The sequence below is a fragment of the Streptomyces sp. NPDC006208 genome (assembly GCF_040613775.1).
In the GTDB taxonomy this organism is placed as follows: Bacteria; Actinomycetota; Actinomycetes; order Streptomycetales; family Streptomycetaceae; genus Streptomyces.
Genome location: NZ_JBEXSW010000002.1, coordinates 18057 through 34229, shown reverse-complemented (window position 1 = coordinate 34229; position 16173 = coordinate 18057). Strand labels below are relative to the sequence as shown.

Annotated in this window: 11 protein-coding genes and 1 pseudogene; 9 read left to right on the top strand and 3 right to left on the bottom strand. The window is 70.8% G+C overall.

The features are described from left to right. Window positions 1-45 precede the first annotated feature (45 nt). Window positions 46-843, bottom strand: coding sequence for a VOC family protein (locus tag ABZ208_RS01485; protein WP_356907537.1), 798 nt, complete (start codon window positions 841-843; stop codon window positions 46-48). 263 nt (window positions 844-1106) lie between these two features. Between ABZ208_RS01485 and ABZ208_RS01480 the strand changes: the two genes are divergently transcribed. Together ABZ208_RS01480 and ABZ208_RS01475 are read left to right on the top strand one after the other, a co-directional pair. Next, complete coding sequence (locus ABZ208_RS01480) at window positions 1107-1973, top strand: hypothetical protein (protein ID WP_356907536.1); 867 nt, start codon at window positions 1107-1109, stop codon at window positions 1971-1973. A gap of 383 nt (window positions 1974-2356) precedes the next feature. After that, window positions 2357-2522, top strand: a pseudogene (locus ABZ208_RS01475) (carboxymuconolactone decarboxylase family protein); the annotation flags it as partial. A gap of 9 nt (window positions 2523-2531) precedes the next feature. Here ABZ208_RS01475 and ABZ208_RS01470 read toward each other — a convergent pair. Further along, window positions 2532-3809 (bottom strand): alpha/beta hydrolase, encoded by a 1278-nt coding sequence (locus ABZ208_RS01470; RefSeq protein WP_356907535.1) that lies wholly within the window; start codon window positions 3807-3809, stop codon window positions 2532-2534. Between the two features lie 157 nt (window positions 3810-3966). Between ABZ208_RS01470 and ABZ208_RS01465 the strand changes: the two genes are divergently transcribed. After that, a complete protein-coding gene (locus ABZ208_RS01465) occupies window positions 3967-4935 on the top strand; it encodes an ArsR family transcriptional regulator (protein WP_356907534.1) in 969 nt (322 codons plus the stop codon). 373 nt (window positions 4936-5308) lie between these two features. Here the strand turns inward: ABZ208_RS01465 and ABZ208_RS01460 are convergent, their stop codons facing one another. Beyond that, window positions 5309-6310 (bottom strand): multicopper oxidase domain-containing protein, encoded by a 1002-nt coding sequence (locus ABZ208_RS01460; RefSeq protein ID WP_356907533.1) that lies wholly within the window; start codon window positions 6308-6310, stop codon window positions 5309-5311. 197 nt (window positions 6311-6507) lie between these two features. On the opposite strand from ABZ208_RS01460, the gene ABZ208_RS01455 reads away from it, so the two are divergent. The 6 genes from ABZ208_RS01455 to ABZ208_RS01430 all read left to right on the top strand — a co-directional run bounded on the left by ABZ208_RS01455 (window position 6508) and on the right by ABZ208_RS01430 (window position 16132). Further along, window positions 6508-8997, top strand: coding sequence for a ThuA domain-containing protein (locus tag ABZ208_RS01455; protein WP_356907532.1), 2490 nt, complete (start codon window positions 6508-6510; stop codon window positions 8995-8997). Beyond that, window positions 8994-11204 carry a family 16 glycoside hydrolase gene (locus ABZ208_RS01450; protein ID WP_356907531.1) on the top strand — a complete coding sequence of 737 codons (2211 nt, stop codon included), beginning with the start codon at window positions 8994-8996 and terminating at the stop codon, window positions 11202-11204. Before ABZ208_RS01455 ends, ABZ208_RS01450 begins: the two co-directional genes overlap by 4 nt. A 155-nt stretch (window positions 11205-11359) precedes the next feature. Next, entirely contained in the window at window positions 11360-12382 is a 1023-nt protein-coding gene (locus ABZ208_RS01445; protein ID WP_356907530.1) for a ketoacyl-ACP synthase III, read from the top strand. Continuing rightward, window positions 12379-13143 carry a glycosyltransferase family 2 protein gene (locus ABZ208_RS01440; RefSeq protein WP_356907529.1) on the top strand — a complete coding sequence of 255 codons (765 nt, stop codon included), beginning with the start codon at window positions 12379-12381 and terminating at the stop codon, window positions 13141-13143. Before ABZ208_RS01445 ends, ABZ208_RS01440 begins: the two co-directional genes overlap by 4 nt. 374 nt (window positions 13144-13517) lie before the next feature. After that, a complete protein-coding gene (locus ABZ208_RS01435) occupies window positions 13518-14978 on the top strand; it encodes a class I adenylate-forming enzyme family protein (RefSeq protein WP_356907528.1) in 1461 nt (486 codons plus the stop codon). Next, window positions 14975-16132: a cytochrome P450 gene (locus ABZ208_RS01430; RefSeq protein WP_356907527.1), complete on the top strand. Its 1158-nt coding sequence runs from the start codon at window positions 14975-14977 to the stop codon at window positions 16130-16132. The genes ABZ208_RS01435 and ABZ208_RS01430 overlap by 4 nt, the downstream gene beginning before the upstream one ends. The last annotated feature ends 41 nt before the right edge of the window (window positions 16133-16173 follow it).

Genomic DNA, 16173 nt, shown 5'->3' with positions numbered 1-16173 from the left:
GGCGATAAACGCCGAGTCAATGAAGCATCAACGAAGCCCGAGGGGTCAGGCCGGCGTCTCCACACCCTGCAGGACCGCGAACCTCGCGCCCGCCGGGTCGGCCAGCTTGGCGAAGCGGCCCACGCCCTCCATCTCCACCGGAGCCATCCGGACCGTCGCTCCCAGCTGCTGGGCAATGGCCACTGTCGCGTCGCAGTTGGCGGCCGCGAAGTACGGCAGCCAGTACGGGTCGCCCTGCGCTTCCAGCGGGTCCGAGGCGAGGGGTACGAAGCCGCCGAACATGGCGTCCGCGCCCGCTCCGGCCGGGTTCACCATGGTGTACGTGCCGCTCCCGTCCGGCAGCGGCATGGTGGAGGTCTCCCAGCCGAAGACCGCGGCGTAGTGGTCGAGCGCCGCATCCGGCTCCGGAGTGTAGAGCTCCAGCCAGACCACGGCGCCGGGATCGTTCACGGCGTCCAGGCCCTTGTTCTTGCCGGGCTGCCAGGCGGCGTAGCGGGCGCCGGCCGGGTCCGTGAAGATCGCCATGCGGCCCAGGTCGAAGACGTCCATGGGTTCGAGTGCGACGCCGCCGCCGTTGTCCATGACCGTTTTCGCCGTGGCATCGAGGTCCGGCGACTGGAAGTACACGCTCCAGGCGGGCGGGCCCTGCTCCGGGGGGACGGTCATCGCGCCCGCGGCGGTCCTGCCCTCCAGCTGGAACATGCCGTAGCCGCCCGCGTCGGGTCCTGCCGACCGGAAGGACCAGCCGAAAACGCCCCGGTAGAAGGTTTCCGCGGCGTCCATGTCCGGCGTCCCGAGGTCGATCCAGTTCGGGGTGCCGGTGACATAAGGGGTGGTGAGCATGGTCCGCTCCTCTGCGGGGTCCCCCCGTATTGACTGTCCCGAGTCTGCTACCGATCCGGGACCGGCGCACCCAGTAAGGCCCCAGGCGGGTCCCCTCGCCGCGAAGTCCGTTGCGCCTGTGCCGCCCGCTCATGCAGGATTCCTGTCCATGACCATCCGAAAGGCCCATGCCGCGTAGGCGCCCGCCGCTGCTGCCCTCGGCCCATGCGCCGCCGGACCGCGTGATCCGTCGCCCGAGTCCGCCGCCCCCGCCGAGGAGCACCATGGAAACCACCTCACTCACTCCGTACGCCCGGCTGCCGCGCGCCCATGCGCGGCGGACGATCCTGAGCAGCACCGTCGACGCGTTCGGGCAGGCCCACTGGCTGCTCGCCGGGCCGGAGCGCGGTTTGGTGTACGACGCGCTGGTCGTCACGGTCGACGACGGTCGGGTGCACGAGACGCGGCTGAGCGCCGTGACCGCGCGACACCCCCATATGGACGCACTTCCCGACGGCGGCTTCGTCGTCGCCGACGCCCGCCGCCGCGGGAATGCGGATCATGTCCAGGTCTTCGACGCGCTGGGCCGACCGTCGTGGTCCTTCGCCGTCGGCGACGGAATCGAGCACCTGCTCGCCGATGAGTCCGGCGATCTCTGGGTGGGTCACTTCGACGAAGGCGTCTTCGGCGACGACCCGCTCAGTTCGCCCGGCCTGCGCTGCTGGTCGCCGACCGGTGAGGCGGTGTGGACGCTGAAGCCGGCCTCCGAGGTCGAGTACGTCGCGGACTGCTATGCGCTGAACGTGCATGCGCGTACGGCGTGGGCATACCCGTACACCGAGTTTCCCCTGCTCCGGATCCGTGCCGGACGTCCCGTGACGGTATGGACCACTCCGGTGAGCGGAGCCAGTGCCATCGCGGTGCACGGCCGGGGTGTCGCCCTTTTCGGAGGGTACGGGGGAGACAGTGACCGCCTGGTGCTGTGCACCCTCACCAAAACCTCCGCCGAGCCCTACTTGCACGGGACGCTCGTCCGGCCGGACGGCTCGGCGATCGGCCGCCGCCGAGTGGTCGGCCGCGGCCCGCGGATCTATGTCCAGGCCGAGCCGTACACCGCCTGGGAGGTGTGGGACCTGTCAACGGCAGAGTGACCGAAGCCGCGGCCCGGGTGCCCTGCTCAGGGGGCCTCGGTTTCGCGGCGGGCGCGGCCCCACGCCTCCTCGAACTCGTCCGCGCCGATCTCCATGGCCGCGTAGCGAGGATCGTGGAGATCGTGGGGCGGGTTGAAGGGCCAGTCGCCGGGCCCGTCCTGATCCCGCCGGCCTGCGGGCCGATCTCGACCTGGCGCAGCCGTCGCCCGTCCGGTCCGAGCTCCATCAGCCAGAGCGTTCCCTCGCCGTCCTCCTGCTCACCCAGATACACGCGGTCCCGGCCCGCCAGAACACCGAAACCGGGCTGGTCACGCTGCGCGCGGAGGCGGGACATCGGGCCGGGGTCCGGCGCGTCGAGACGGATCTCCTCCAGACCCCAGGCAATACACGTCAACGCCGCACTCAATGTGGGGCTCGCACCCGAGGAGATCGTGGAGGCGCTGATGCACTCGGCCGTCTACTGCGGCATGCCCAGGGCGCTCAACGCCACGTTCGTCGCCAAGAAAGGTCTTCGGCGAGCGGGGGCTCCTGCCCGTCGCGACGCAGTAGCGGTGGAGGTCAGTGCGGATGCAGGTGCCGGGAGAAGAACGAGAGCACGCAATGACGCACTGCGGGCACCGATCTCGCCGGGTCGATCGCACCGACCAGGTTGATCCGGTCGCAGGCGGCCATCACCCCCGCGGCCTGCAACTGGGGCGCGATGGCGGCGTAGTCGGTGAACACCCAGTGCGCGGCGTCGTGAAGCCCACGCCGACGGGTGCGCCCTTGCGGGTGGGCGAGCATGGCCGACCAGGAACGCTCCAGCCCGCGTCGGTCGATGAAGCCGTCGGTTCCCAGCAGAAGCAGCGGCCGGCCCACCCCGTACCGGGCGACGGGAAACAACTCGCCTTCTTTTCCCGGTGCCTTGGGCGGGTGGTCCAGATAGCCTTCCATGTTGACCGCGGCACGGATGCGGCGATCCTCGTACATCGTCTCGGCTGCGGTGGTGCCTCCGGCGGAGTGGCCGTACATGCCCACGCGCCGCAGGTCCAGCGCACGGCCGAGATCCTGCGGCAAGGCACGTCCCTGGGCGTCCGGGTTCCGTCCGGCCGCCAGGACTTCCAGCTGGTCCAGCACGAACCGGGTGTCCGCGATCCGGGTGTCGAACGCGGTGCGGAAGAGCTGTGGGTCCTGCCGGGGATCTCCCGTGAACACCGTGTGACGGACCTTGTCCCTCCCCGTCATCCCGCCGGGGAACGAGACTTCACTGGCATCGCCGGGGTGATCGATGGTCACCACCACGTGGCCGTGGCTCGCCAGCTCTTCGGCGACCCCGGTGCCCATCGTGCGCGGGTCGCCGCCTCCCGGGCTGTAGACCAGCACCGGGCGCCGCACGGGCTGTGCGGGTGCGTCGGTGTGCGCATGCGTCATGGTGGCCGCCCAGTTCACGCCGTTCGCCGGCAAGTGGTGCACGGACGCGTCGATCGCCTTGAACAGATCGACGGCATCGGCGGCCATCTGCGGAGCGAGCGGGTATCCGCGGACGGTGCGGGCCGGATAGAACACGGTGACCATCACTTCCCGGACGGGGATCTCTGGGACCCACGGGTCACGCCGGGAACGATCGACCAGATAAAGCGTGGTCACCCCGATCCGGTGCGGACCGGTCGGCGACGGCAGCCGCACGACGACATCGCCGCTGCCCCGCGCCCGTGTTCGTCCCGGGGCGTGTGCCTGTGCCACGCCGCTTCCGCCCGCGAGCAGCGTCGCCACTGCCAGTACGGCCGACTTGGCGACGGTCCGTCGGCCTACGCCGGTGGTACCCGCCCGCCCATGGCCGAAGTCTTCTTGCAACATGGCTCCCCTTGTACCTCTGTGACATCAGTCCTTGCGCCTCACGGCGGCCCCCTGGATGAATGAAGGAGGCTTGACCGAACACTGCCGCCCGGCGGGGAGTGCAGGCGATCGTTCAGGTACTGACCGAAACGATGGCGCAGCGCTGCCCGGGAGAGTAGTGATCCGGATCCATTTCACGGCCGCCGACTTCGCCCGCGTCCGCTTCGCGTCCCGTCCCGCTCCGTTGCAGGAACTGAACGCGGCCCTCATGACGATGACCCGCCCCACCGACGAGTTGCTCTTCGGCCGCTGGCGACGACGACTGCTGCGGTCCTTGCCCGCCACCGTCCTTCCGCTGAGGGACCTGGTCCCCACAGATGAGGCCCCCCGGTTCATCGATGTGCTCGGCGACTCGTTGCGGGAGAGTCTGGATCTCGTCCGGGCCTCGCAAACGGACCTGGTCCGCTCCGAGATTGAGCGGGTGTACGCCCGGCGCACCTCCCCGGTTCCGCCGTGGATCCGGGACCTGCACCGGGGCGACGCCGATGCATGGGACATCCTGCGTCGCGCACAGCAGGCGGCGTTCGATGCGGTGGTGCGCCCCGTATGGCCTGTGGTTCAGGGCCTGCACCAGGCGGAATTCACCCGTCACGCCCTGGCCGTGGCCGAGCACGGCACAGGCGCCGTGCTCGCCTCGCTTGTCCCCGGTGCCCGGCTGCGGGACGACGTCTGGGAGTTCGAGGGATCCGGTGCGCGGGACGTAGCGCTGCGCGGTCGCGGTGTGGTGCTCCTGCCCACGTTCCACTGGACGGCCCATCCCGTCGTCTCCTGTGTGCCCGACCGCCCCGTGATCGTGACCTACCCGGCCGGTCCGGGCCTGCCGCTCTCGCCGGCCGGTCCGGGCAGCACGAACGACGCGCTGGCCGGGGTGCTCGGGCGAACCCGCTTCGAGGCTCTGCTCCTGCTCGCGCAGGAGCACACGACCAGCCGACTCGCCCGGCGGCTGGGGGTCAGCAATGCCACCGCTTCCGCTCATGCCGCCGCACTGCGCGGCGCTGGCCTGATCACCACCGTCCGCGCCGGGCGGGCGGTCCTGCATCAACGCACTGCTCTGGGGAGCCTCCTGGTTCAGCGACGGGACAGTTGAAGGAGAAGCGCAAGCGGCTCGCACGCGCCACCGGACAGCCCCTGGCCCTTCCAGGCCTGTCCGGGCGATCCTGTCGGGCCAGCGATGACAGCTGCGGCACTCGCTGTGTTGTCCCAGTCGCCCAAGTACGTCCGGTACAAGGGCGATCTCCCCCGGCCTCCGGGCGGGCGGTGCCCCTACCGCCTTGCGATGCGTCCCCTCGGCCCTGGCGGCCTGGGGAGACCCCACGCCTCGGCCCTGGCGGCCTGGGGAGACCCCACGCCTCGGCCCTGGCGGGCCCGGGGAGACCCCACACCTCGACCCTGGCGGGCCCGGGGAGACCCCATGCATCTGACCACCGCAGGCCGATCCTCGAAGAACGCCCGGACAGGGCTCAGTGGTCGTGCCCGCCGGCTGCCCCCGGCTTCGCGGTCGCGGGGTGGTGCGGCTCGTAACCCGGGATCGTGCCGTCCGGCTTGGCCACCAGGAAGAGGCCGGCCATGCCCATGTCCGAGTGGCTCTGGACGTGGCAGTGGTACATCCACGCGCCCGCGCCGACATGTTCGCCCGCGATGATCTGGAAACCGAAGGAGTCCGCGGGGCCGGTGATCTTGTTGTCGATCACGCGGCTGACGTCGTCGGGGCCGGAGAGCAGGCCCGTCCTGTTGTCCGCCCAGCGGTGACCGTGCATATGGAAGGTGTGGTAGTACTCGCCGTGCGTGATCATGATGATCTCGACGCGATCGCCCACGGTGGCCTGGAAGTTGGGCGGGTCGGCGGCCGGGCGGTTGTTGATCGTCATGTCGTTGAAGACGATGGTGAACTGCTTGTCCGGCAGGATGTCGCCCTTGCGGCGCACCACCACCGGACCGTAGAGGCCCTTGCGGATGCCCCCGGTGCCATGGTCCGTGCCCACCACGTGGTCGTGGTAGTGCCAGTAGCCGGCGCTCCCCGGACGGTAGGTGCCGTCGGTGCGCTTGCCGGGCGCGTGGGTGCGCCACGTGTAGGTGCGTGTGGCGCCGGGTTCGACATGGCTCTTGCTCATGCGGGTGCCGTCGTTGGCGATGTCGTAGTCCACTCCGTGCGGGTGGAGGCTGACCGGCACGTCCATCAGGTTCTCGAACTCGATATGGAGGGTGTCGCCCTCGACGAGTTCGATCAGCGGGCCCGGGACCGTCGCCTTACCCTGCTCCAGGCCGTATCCCATCCGGCCGTCGGCCAATTTCTCGGCGCACAGCTTGAGATGGCGTATCCGGCCACCGGCCGGGGCAGTCTTCGGTGCACCTGTGGCAACCGGCGCCGCGTTGGAGGCGGAAGCAAGTGATAACGATGTCACACCCGTCGCGGCTACTGCGCCACCCGCGAGCATCCGCCGGTTGAAGCTCCGTCTGTCCATGCCGAACTCTCCAGTCCTGTACGGAGATTGACGGGGCGAAGGTGACCCCAGGGACGGGCTCACGGTAGCCGGGGGATCTCGGTTTATCCACACACAGGACAAAGTTTGTGCCATTGCGGTCCCACCTATTGGCGAACCGCGAAAAGAGGTCTAGCTTCAGCGGCTGTTGTTGTGACCACAGAGGGGTGAGTGACCACATGCAGCGCGCACCACACCGCAGGTCGACAAGATCAAGATCCCGGAAGGGCTTACTCGCGGCCCTTCTTGGTGTCGGAGGACTGACGGCCTCCCTGCTGGGCGGCAGTGTCGCCAGCGCCAGGCCCTACCCGGAGCCGCCGACAACGTTGTCCCTTCCCTCGCCGCCCGGCGGGGCGAACGTGAAGGTGCTCGTCTTCCACGCCTCGGCCACCGAGGAGTCGCCGACCGTCGACGCCGGCATCGCGGCGATCGAGACGATCGGGCTGACCGGCCCGGCCGCAGGCAGGTTCAAGACCGAAGCCACCGACGACCCGGCTGTGTTCACCAACGGCGGACGGCTCGGCAAGTTCAACGCGGTGGTGTTCCTGACCGGCGGCGGAGATGTGCTCGACCCCGAGCAGGAGGCCGGACTCGAGTCCTATCTCGAGGCGGGCGGCGGCTTCGTCGGCATCCATGACGCCGCGCGCACCGAGCCGTACTCGGACTGGTTCACCGGACTGATCGGAGCCCGGCCGGCCGGTGCCGCAAGTGCCGTCCAGCGGGCGACCGTCGAGGTCGGTGACCGGCAGCACCCGGCCACGAAGCAGCTCCCGTTGCAGTGGAAGCGGCCCGACAAGTGGTTCAACTGGGCGGTGAACCCGTCGGGGAGCGTGCACACCGTCGCCCGCGTCAAGGAGAGCTCGTACTCCCCCGGCACCGGCGCCAACGGCTGGGACCATCCGGTCTCCTGGTGCCGTGACTACGACGGCGGCCGCTCCTTCTACACCGGCATGGGCGGTACGGCCGACAGCTTCACGGAGACGGACTTCCGCGACCATCTGCGCGGTGCACTCGCCTGGACCACCCGGCTCTCGCAGGCGGACTGCAAGGCGACCATCAACGCCAACTACACGGCCGAGCGCGTCACCCGGCCCAACCAGCCCGGGCAGAACGACCAGATCGGCGAGCCCCACGGCCTGGTCGCCGCCCCCGACGGGCGAGTGCTGTACATCGGCCGCGGCGGCGCCGACTCGAGCAAGCCGGTCGTCACCGACTGGAACAACCCCGACATCGGCAAGGGCGAGGGTGAGATCCACGTCTACGACCCCTCGTCCGGGAAGGTCACCAAGGCGGGGGCGCTGACCGTGTTCGGCAACAAGGGCGGCGGCGACGAGCTGATCAAGGTCGAAGAGGGGCTGCTCGGCGTCGAGCTGGACCCCGGCTTCATGGCCAACGGCTGGGTGTATCTGCACTGGACACCGCACGCACGGATCAACCGCGACACGCACATGGCCGAGCGGCGGATCTCCCGCTTCACCCTCGATCTCGCCACCAACCGGCTCGACCTGGCGAGCGAGAAGGTGCTGCTCACATGGCCGGTGCAGATCCACAGTTGCTGCCACGCGGGCGGCGGGATGACCTGGGACTCCAAGGGCAATCTGTACATCGCCACCGGTGACAACAACTCCTCGGGTTTCAGTGGTGGTTACTCCGGCAACAACCCCGAGCCGAACTTCAAGGGCGTGTCGTTCGCCGACGCCCGCCGCACCGCCGGCAACACCAACAATCTCAACGGCAAGATCCTGCGTATCCATCCGCAGGACGACGGCACCTACACGCTCCCGGAGGGCAACCTCTTCACAGGCCGGGAACCGGACGAGGGCGGCGGCAAGACCCGCGGCGAGATCTATGTGATGGGCGTACGCAACCCGGCACGCATCTTTGTCGACAAGAAGACCGACATCCTCTATGCGGGCTGGGTCGGCCCGGACGCCGGTGCGCCGTCGACCACCTGGGGTCCGGCCAAGTACGACACCTTCGCCGCCATCACCAAGGCGGGCAACCACGGCTGGCCGTACTGCATGGGCAACAAGCAGCCCTACCGCGACCGCAATCTGCCGGATCCCGGCAAGCCGCTCGGCTGGTACAACTGCGACGCGCCGAAGAACGAGTCCCCGAACAACGACGGCCTGGTGAATCTGCCGCCCGTCACCTCCAACACCATCTGGTACTCGCCGCAGGGCGGCGGGGTCGACTACCCGCGGGACGCGAACGGCATCCCGAGTTACAGGACGGAGGAACAGAAGCTCCTGCTGCCCTGGCTCAAGGGCGGCGGCCAGGCCACCATGAACGGTCCCGTCTACCGCTACGACGCGGCGAGCACCAGCACCGTGAAGTGGCCGTCGTACTGGGACGGGAAGTGGTTCGTCGGTGACTTCTACGACGGCGACCAGCCGAGGCACGCGGTGCTCACCGATCCCAGAACCGTGGGCAAGGGCGGCCTCCCGGTCCACGCCGAATCCCTGAAGAAGATCATCCCCGTGGGGGCCAACGGCATCCGCAATCTCATGGACTGGAAGTTCGCTCCGGACGGCTCGCTGTACGTCCTGGACTACGGGCGCGGCTTCTTCACCTCAGACTCCAGGTCCGCGCTGTGGCACGTGACCTACAAGGGCGGCGAGGCGACGCCGACCGCGGACCAGTTGGCAAGAAAGGCGGCGGATCGGTGAGACTCGGACGCAGAACGGCGAGTTTCTGGACGGCACTTGTGGCTGCCGTGGTGACGGTCCTCGCACTGACCTCCGCCGCCGCGTACGGCAGGACCGACAACGACCGGGCAGCGGCCGCCGCCCAGGTACTGACATGGACGGCCGGCGACTCCATCGAGCGCTATCTGTCGTTCCCGACCACCGCGGTGGCGGGCGCGACCACGATCGTGTTCGAGAACAGCAGGGCGACCGGCAACACCACCGGAATGCCGCACACGCTGACCTTCGATGTGTCCGACCCCGAGTACAACCACGATGTGCCGCTGAACATCCTCGCCAATCCGAACGACGACATGGGCGGCCGGCACACCGCCGAGGTCACGCTCACGCCCGGCCGGTATCTGTTCAAGTGCACGATCCCCGGCCACGGAGCGATGCAGGGCATCCTCACCGTCACCGAGGGCAGCGGCGAGGACACCACCGCTCCCGAGACGACGGTCAGGCTCGACGGCGACAAGAACGCGGACGGCGCGTACATCGGCCAGGCCACCGTGACCGTGGGCGCGACCGACGCGGGCTCGGGTGTCGACAGGATCGAGTACGCGGTGGGGGCGGACGGCCCCTGGCAGGCCTACACGACCCCCGTGGTCGTGGACCAGGTGGGCACCCACAGAATCCGATACCGCGCCATGGACAAGGCGGGCAACACCGCAGCGGAGAAGTCCGTCGACTTCGCCGTGGCCGCTCCGCCGACGGACGACACCACCGATCCGGAGACCTCTGCGACGGTGAGCGGCGAGAAGGACGGGCAGGGCCGGTATCTGGGGATGGCGACGGTCACCGTGTCCGCTTCCGACACCGGCTCGGGCGTCAACACCATCGAGTACGCGCTCGGGGCGGACGGCGCCTGGCAGCCGTACACCTCACCGGTGATGGTGCACGAGACCGGCTCGCACAAGGTCCGGTTCAAGGCCACCGACAAGGCGGGCAACGCGGCCGCGGAGAAGTCCGTCGACTTCACGGTCGTCGAGCCGCCGGCCGAGGACACGACGCCGCCGGAGATGACGGCAGGCGTCTCGGGCGAGAAGAACTCCGACGGCGCGTACATCACCAGCGCCAAGGTGACGGTCGTGGCGGCCGACACCGGGTCGGGTCTCGACAAGGTCGAGTACTCGCTCGACGGCGGCCCGTATCTCGCCTACACCACACCGGTGATCGTCGACCGGGTCGGCCACCACACGGTGCTGTACCGGGCGACGGACAAGGCCGGCAACACAGCCGCCGCGCAGAGCGTGTCCTTCACGATCGCCGAGGGCGGCGGTGTCCCCGCGCCCAACTGCCCCGAGTTCGACGAGCGGTTGACCGTCGTCGTCGGCACGGTGGACACCGGTGTACCCAACCGGATGACCCGCAGCCGCTGCACCGTCAACGAGCTGATCGAGGACGAGAAGGACTGGTCCTCGCACGCCCTGTTCCTCAGGCACGTGGACACGGTGCTCGACAAACTGCTCACCGACGGTGTGATCGACCAGCGTGAGCACAAGAAGATCTACCGGGCCGCCAAACAGTCCGGTCTCGGCAAGCCGGGGCAGAACACCGGCTATCGCGATCTCTTCGACGGCACGCCGGGCTCGTTCGCCAAGTGGCAGCACGTGGGCGGCGGTTCGTTCGGCCTGAGCGCCGACGGGTCGATGACCAGCGGCACCACCAAGGGCGGTCTCGGCATGCTGTGGTTCCCGCAGCGGCAGTACGGGGACTTCTCGCTGAAACTGCAGTGGCGCGACGACGCCCCCGGCACCGGCAACGCCAACAGCGGTGTCTTCGTGCGCTTCCCGTACGTCCACGGCAACCCGGAGGAGTCCCGTCCCGAGTGGGTCGCGATCAAGTACGGCCATGAGGTGCAGGTACTGGACCGGCCTGACGGCGACATGTACAAGACGGGTTCGGTCTACGGCTTCGACCGGGTCGGGCTCGGCGGCGCCGGAGTGACCCCGAAGGGCACCTGGAACGACTACGAGATCAGGGTGGAGGGTCAGCACTATTCGGTGTTCCGCAACGGAGTCCTGATCAACGAGTTCGACAACGCCGGGGGCCAGGTCTTCACCCCGCCCCGCGCCGACGACCCTGGCACCGACGGCCGGCGCTACGCCACCGGCTACATCGGCCTCCAGGTCCACGGCACGACCGATGTGATCTCGTACCGCAACATCCGCATCAAGGAGCTGTGACCGGATACGAAGCCGGGCCGGGCGCCACTCTCCAAGAGGGGGTGGCACCCGGCCCTCTTCGCGCGCCGCCATCCGCGCCCCTACTCACCTTCGGGCACCGGGAATTGAGCCGCCGTACTCAGGTCCGGCGGATCATGGCCTGAAACCATCAACACATGCTCAAACAGACGAGCGATCCGCGTCCGCGGGTCGGAATCACCGCCGTCGGCAGCGCGCTGCCGGACGCGGTACTGACATCGCAGAGCCTGCTGCACGAAGCGGCGCGCGGACTCGGCAGGGCCCTGCCGCCGACGCTGCTCGCCCAGGCCACCGGAATCATCACGCGCCGCGTCGCCGCCGACGACGAACACGCGTCGACGTTCGCGGTTCGCGCCGCCCGCCGGGCGCTGGCCGCCGCGTCTCTCGACCCGCACGACATCGACCTGCTGCTCTTCGCCTCCGCGTCGCGCGACATGGTCGAGCCCGCCACGGCGCACATCGTGCAGGCCGAACTCGGCTCGAAGGCACACGCCCTCGATGTCACCAACGCCTGCAACAGCTTCATCAACGGGATCGACCTCGCCCGCGTCATGATCCAGGCGGGCCGGGCCAGGCGCGCCCTGGTCGTGACCGGTGAGACCCCGAGCCGTGCGGTACGCCGGGCGCCCGCCGATCTCGCGGCGTTCCGCGACGGCTTCGCGGGCTACACCTTCGGCGACGCGGGCGCGGCGGTCGTCCTGGAGGCGGTGGAGCGCGGCGGCATTCTCGACGTGGACACCGAGACGCGTTCGGAGCACTGGGACGTCGGCGGCATCCCCGGCGGCGGCTCCCGGCATCCGCGCGGCGACGACCACACGTACTTCCGTGGTGACGGCCATGAACTGCGCGGCGTCTTCGAGAAGACGGGCACCTCGGTCGTCGAACGCACGCTGCACCGCAACGGACTGGACTGGAGCTGCTTCGCGAAGGTACTGGTGCACCAGGTGACGGTGCCGTATCTGGAGCGCTTCACCGAACTGACCGGGGTACCGGCGGAGAAGCTGGTGATCACCGTCCCGGAACTGGGCAACATCGCCAGCGCAAGCATCGGGGTCCAGCTGGAGCAGGCGTACGAGGAGCTGCTTCCCGGCGACCGCGTGCTGTTCGTGGGCCTCGGGGGCGGCATCAGCATCATGACGATGATCTGGGAGAAGTCGTGAAGGGCCACGGCACTATGTGGGTGATCCTGCCCGCGCACCAGGAGGAGGCAAGGCTCGCAGGTACCCTCGGCGCCCTTGCCGCCCAGCAGGACCGTGACTTCACACTGCTCGTGGTGGACAACGCCTCGACGGACCGTACGGGCGCCATCGCCCGGGATTTCGCCGGGCGCGCACCGTTTCCCGTCGAGGTGCTCGACGAGCCCGCGAAGGGTGTGGGCTGCGCCGTCGACACCGGGTTCCGGCACGCGATCGACCGGGGTGCGACCCTGCTGGCACGCACGGACGCCGACTGCCTGCCACGGCCCGGCTGGACGGCCGCGGCCCGTGCCGCGCTCACCGACCGGGGCACGCCCGCCGAGCCGCGTATGGTGTGCGGCCGGATCGTGGCCCGGCACGACGAACACGGGCCGCTCGGCCGCACCGGCTTCGCCCTTCTGGTGCGCCTTGCCGCCCTGTTCGGCCGGTTCAGGCCCGCCCATGCCCGCAGGAACGGCTACCTGGCGCCGTACCGCATGCACGCCGGGAACAACATGGCGATCACCGCCGGCCTGTACCTCGCCGCGGGCGGCATGCCCCGGCGACCGTCGCCCACGGACCGTCTGTTCCTCAACCGGGTGCGGCGGCAGACGGACCGGATCGTGCACTGCCGGGCCATGGTCGTGGAGAACTCCACGCGCCGGCTCGGCGCATACGGCATCAGGGGTACGGCCCGCTGGTATCTGGACCGCGGCAGCGGCGGGCGCGGGGACGACCCCCGCTGAAACGTCCCTGCCGCGCAGCGCTTGCGCCACGGCGTCACAGCTCCTACGCACCATCCGCTCGCGGACCGTCGCGCGCCTCGGCCCTTCAGGGTCGCCGGCGCGCCTCGGCCGTACGCCGAACGGCCGCGCCCCGCGCATGCGCCGTCGCGTCGCAGGGTCCGAACGGACCGGCTGTCTGCGGGCCGTGCGCGCTGTTGCCTTCGGGGATCCGCCCTTCCGCCGGCGGCCGGGACGTGGTGCGCCCGTCGGTCGCAGCCGCGGTCCGAAGGCCGGTGGCGGCGTGGCCGGCCCCGCCTAGGCTCTCGCCGCCCTCGCCGGCCCGCGCTCCGGTTTCGTCCCCCCGCCCACCGTCACCTACCCGTGGATGGCTCCTGATGCTCGACCTTCTCGACCACGCGCTGCGCTCCGCCCCGGAACGGCCGGCCGTGTTCGGCGCGACGCTGACCGGGCATGTCCGGGTGCGGGCGACCCGGGGTGAACTCGCCGGGCTTGCCGACGCGTACGCCTCATCGCTGTACGCACGCGGTCTGCGCACCGGGGACACCGTCGGCGTCGCGGTGCGTCCCGGCCCTCGGGCGCTCGCCGTCCTGCTCGCCCTGTGGCGGCTCGGGCTGCGCGGCGCCGTGCTGGATCCCGGCGCCGGCCCGGACGTGCTGCGCTCTCGGCTCTCACTCGCCCGCCCCTCGCTCGTGCTGGCCGATGCCACCGCACAGGCGGTCGCCGGCTGGGCCCGGCCACTGGCAGCGCGGGCCCGCCTCACGCTGCCCGATCTGGCCGAGCTCGCTCCGGTCGCGACCGTGGGCCGCAGGCTGCCCGGCTGTGCACCCGCGCTCGAAGCGGCGCGGACGCGCATCCCGGTGACCGACCACGGTGACGGCGACGCGGTCATCGTCTTCACGTCCGGTACGACGTCCCGCCCGAAGGCGGTCGTGCACACCCGCTCCAGTCTGTCCGCCGGCATGGACACGGTCCGCGCCCTCTTCTCCGCGCACCCGGACGAACCCGTCGTCGGCGGTACGTTCTTCGTCCTCGTGCCGGCTCTGACGCAGGGGGCACCGGTCGCGCTCCCGACCCGCTCGCCCCGGATCCTCGCCCGGCAGCTCCACCGGCTACGGCCCCAGGGCACCTATCTGACTCCACCTCAGCTCAGGGACGCGCTGCGCGCCGGGGCCCCCTTCACCGGCCGGGTGTGGACGGGCTCGGCGCCCGCGAGTGCCGAACTGCTCGACCGCGTACGGAAGGCCGGCGCGGCGGAGGCCTGGGGCGTGTACGCGCTCACCGAACTCTTCCCCGTCGCCGCGGTCGAGTCCAGGCAGAAGGCTGCGTACGACGGTGCGGGCGATCTCGTCGGCGCGCCGCTGCCGGGCGTCGAGGCCAGGACGGACGACGCGGGCGAGCTGCTGCTCGCCGGGGCCGCGGCCCGGCACCGCTGCCTGGGCGACGACCCGGACCCCTGGGTGCGCACCGGCGACCGGGCCCACCTGGACACCGCCGGACGGATCGTTCTGGAGGGCCGCTGCAAGGACATGGTGCTGCGCCGCGCCGAGAACATCTATCCAGGCCTGTACGAACCCTCCCTGCACGTGCCGGGTGTGGAACTGGCCGTGCTCGTCGGTGTGCCCGCGGGCGACGGCGACGAACGGCTCGTCGCCGTCGTCGAGCCCCGGCCCGGTTACACGGAGCAGCAGTTGCGGTCCGCGCTCGCCGACCCGATGCGGCGGATGGGCTCCGCGCGGCCCGACGCGCTGCTCTTCGCCCCCGTCCCGCTGTCCGGCCGCTCACGCAAGCCGGACCGTGCGGCCACGGCAGAGCTCGCGGCGGTACGTCTCGGATGAGTGCTGCCGTTCGTCAGGATCCGGTGCCGGCTGCGGGCGGCACCGGCGTTGCACGGGCCCGGCGCCGGGACCGGCAGGTGTATCTGCGCAGTCACCCCGTCCTGTTCGCTCTCCTCGCGGCCGCCCGCCGCCGCCCTGTGCTCCGGATCGGACGCACGCTGCTGGTGAACGACGCGGACGCGTACCGCGAGGTGCTGACCCGCCTGCCTCTCGACCGTACGGCGGCCGGAACCACGGGCGCAGCGGCACGGTCCGCGCTGAGTCCGGCGGAACAGCCGTACGGCGGGATGCTGTTCGACCAGGAGGGCGACGAACACCGGTCCGGGCGACGTGCTCTGGCGAAGGATCTCGGAGCGCTCGGCGTCGAGCGACTGCGGGCGGTGTGGCAGCCCTGGCTCGTGCGACGGCTCGAACCGCTGGCCACGGGCGAGGAGGTGGACCTCGTCGCGCTCGCCCGGGAGCTGTCGGGCTCGGTCGTCTGCGCGCTGACCGGCTCGGGCGCGTCCCCGTCCGCCGTGGCCGCTGCCGCCGCCGATGCTGCCGCCGCCTCGATCCGCAGCGAGCTGCCGGGGCTGCCCCGCCGGGGAGCCCGGGCCGAGGCGGCGCGGGCGACGGCTCGGCTGCGGCAGCTGCTCGGCACCGGGGACGACGCGCTGTCCGCGATGGTGGCGGTCGCCGCCGTGAACACCACGGTCGCGGCGCTGCCCCGGGCCGCTGCCTGGTGTGCGGACGCCCGGTTGTGGGACCAGGCCGGGGACGACGCCCTGCGCGGGCCCCTGGCCGACGAGTTGCTGCGCGTCACGGCCGCTTCTCCGCTGCTGCCCCGGGTGGCCGCGGCGGACGGCGCGGCGGGCGGCTGCCCGGTGCGCGCCGGTGACCGGCTCCTGCTGGTCGCCCGGCACGCCGTCGGCGCCCACCGGAGCGCACCGGACGCCCGGCGTCCCGCCACTCCCGACGTCGCCCACCTGGTCTTCGGCGCGGGGCAGCACACCTGCCCGGGGGCCAGGCTCGCCCGGGTCCAGCTGGCCGATGTGCTCCAGGCCCTGGCGCCGTACCGCCCGGTCGTGGTGCGGGCCGAGGCCGACCGCAGGGCGGCCCTGCCCAGCTGGCGGACCCTCACGGTACGCGCCGGCCGTCCGCTCCCGCGGGCCTGACGGGTCCGGACCGCCCGGAGACCCTCCGATGACCGGCCGGA

Excerpts from the sequence above, each read along its gene's own strand:
- ABZ208_RS01485 (WP_356907537.1), bottom strand. The coding sequence starts at position 843 with ATGCTCACCACCCCTTATGTCACCGGCACCCCGAACTGGATCGACCTC.
- ABZ208_RS01480 (WP_356907536.1), top strand. The coding sequence starts at position 1,107 with ATGGAAACCACCTCACTCACTCCGTACGCCCGGCTGCCGCGCGCCCAT.
- ABZ208_RS01470 (WP_356907535.1), bottom strand. The coding sequence starts at position 3,809 with ATGTTGCAAGAAGACTTCGGCCATGGGCGGGCGGGTACCACCGGCGTA.
- ABZ208_RS01460 (WP_356907533.1), bottom strand. The coding sequence starts at position 6,310 with ATGGACAGACGGAGCTTCAACCGGCGGATGCTCGCGGGTGGCGCAGTA.
- ABZ208_RS01455 (WP_356907532.1), top strand. The coding sequence starts at position 6,508 with ATGCAGCGCGCACCACACCGCAGGTCGACAAGATCAAGATCCCGGAAG.
- ABZ208_RS01445 (WP_356907530.1), top strand. The coding sequence starts at position 11,360 with ATGCTCAAACAGACGAGCGATCCGCGTCCGCGGGTCGGAATCACCGCC.
- ABZ208_RS01435 (WP_356907528.1), top strand. The coding sequence starts at position 13,518 with ATGCTCGACCTTCTCGACCACGCGCTGCGCTCCGCCCCGGAACGGCCG.
- ABZ208_RS01430 (WP_356907527.1), top strand. The coding sequence starts at position 14,975 with ATGAGTGCTGCCGTTCGTCAGGATCCGGTGCCGGCTGCGGGCGGCACC.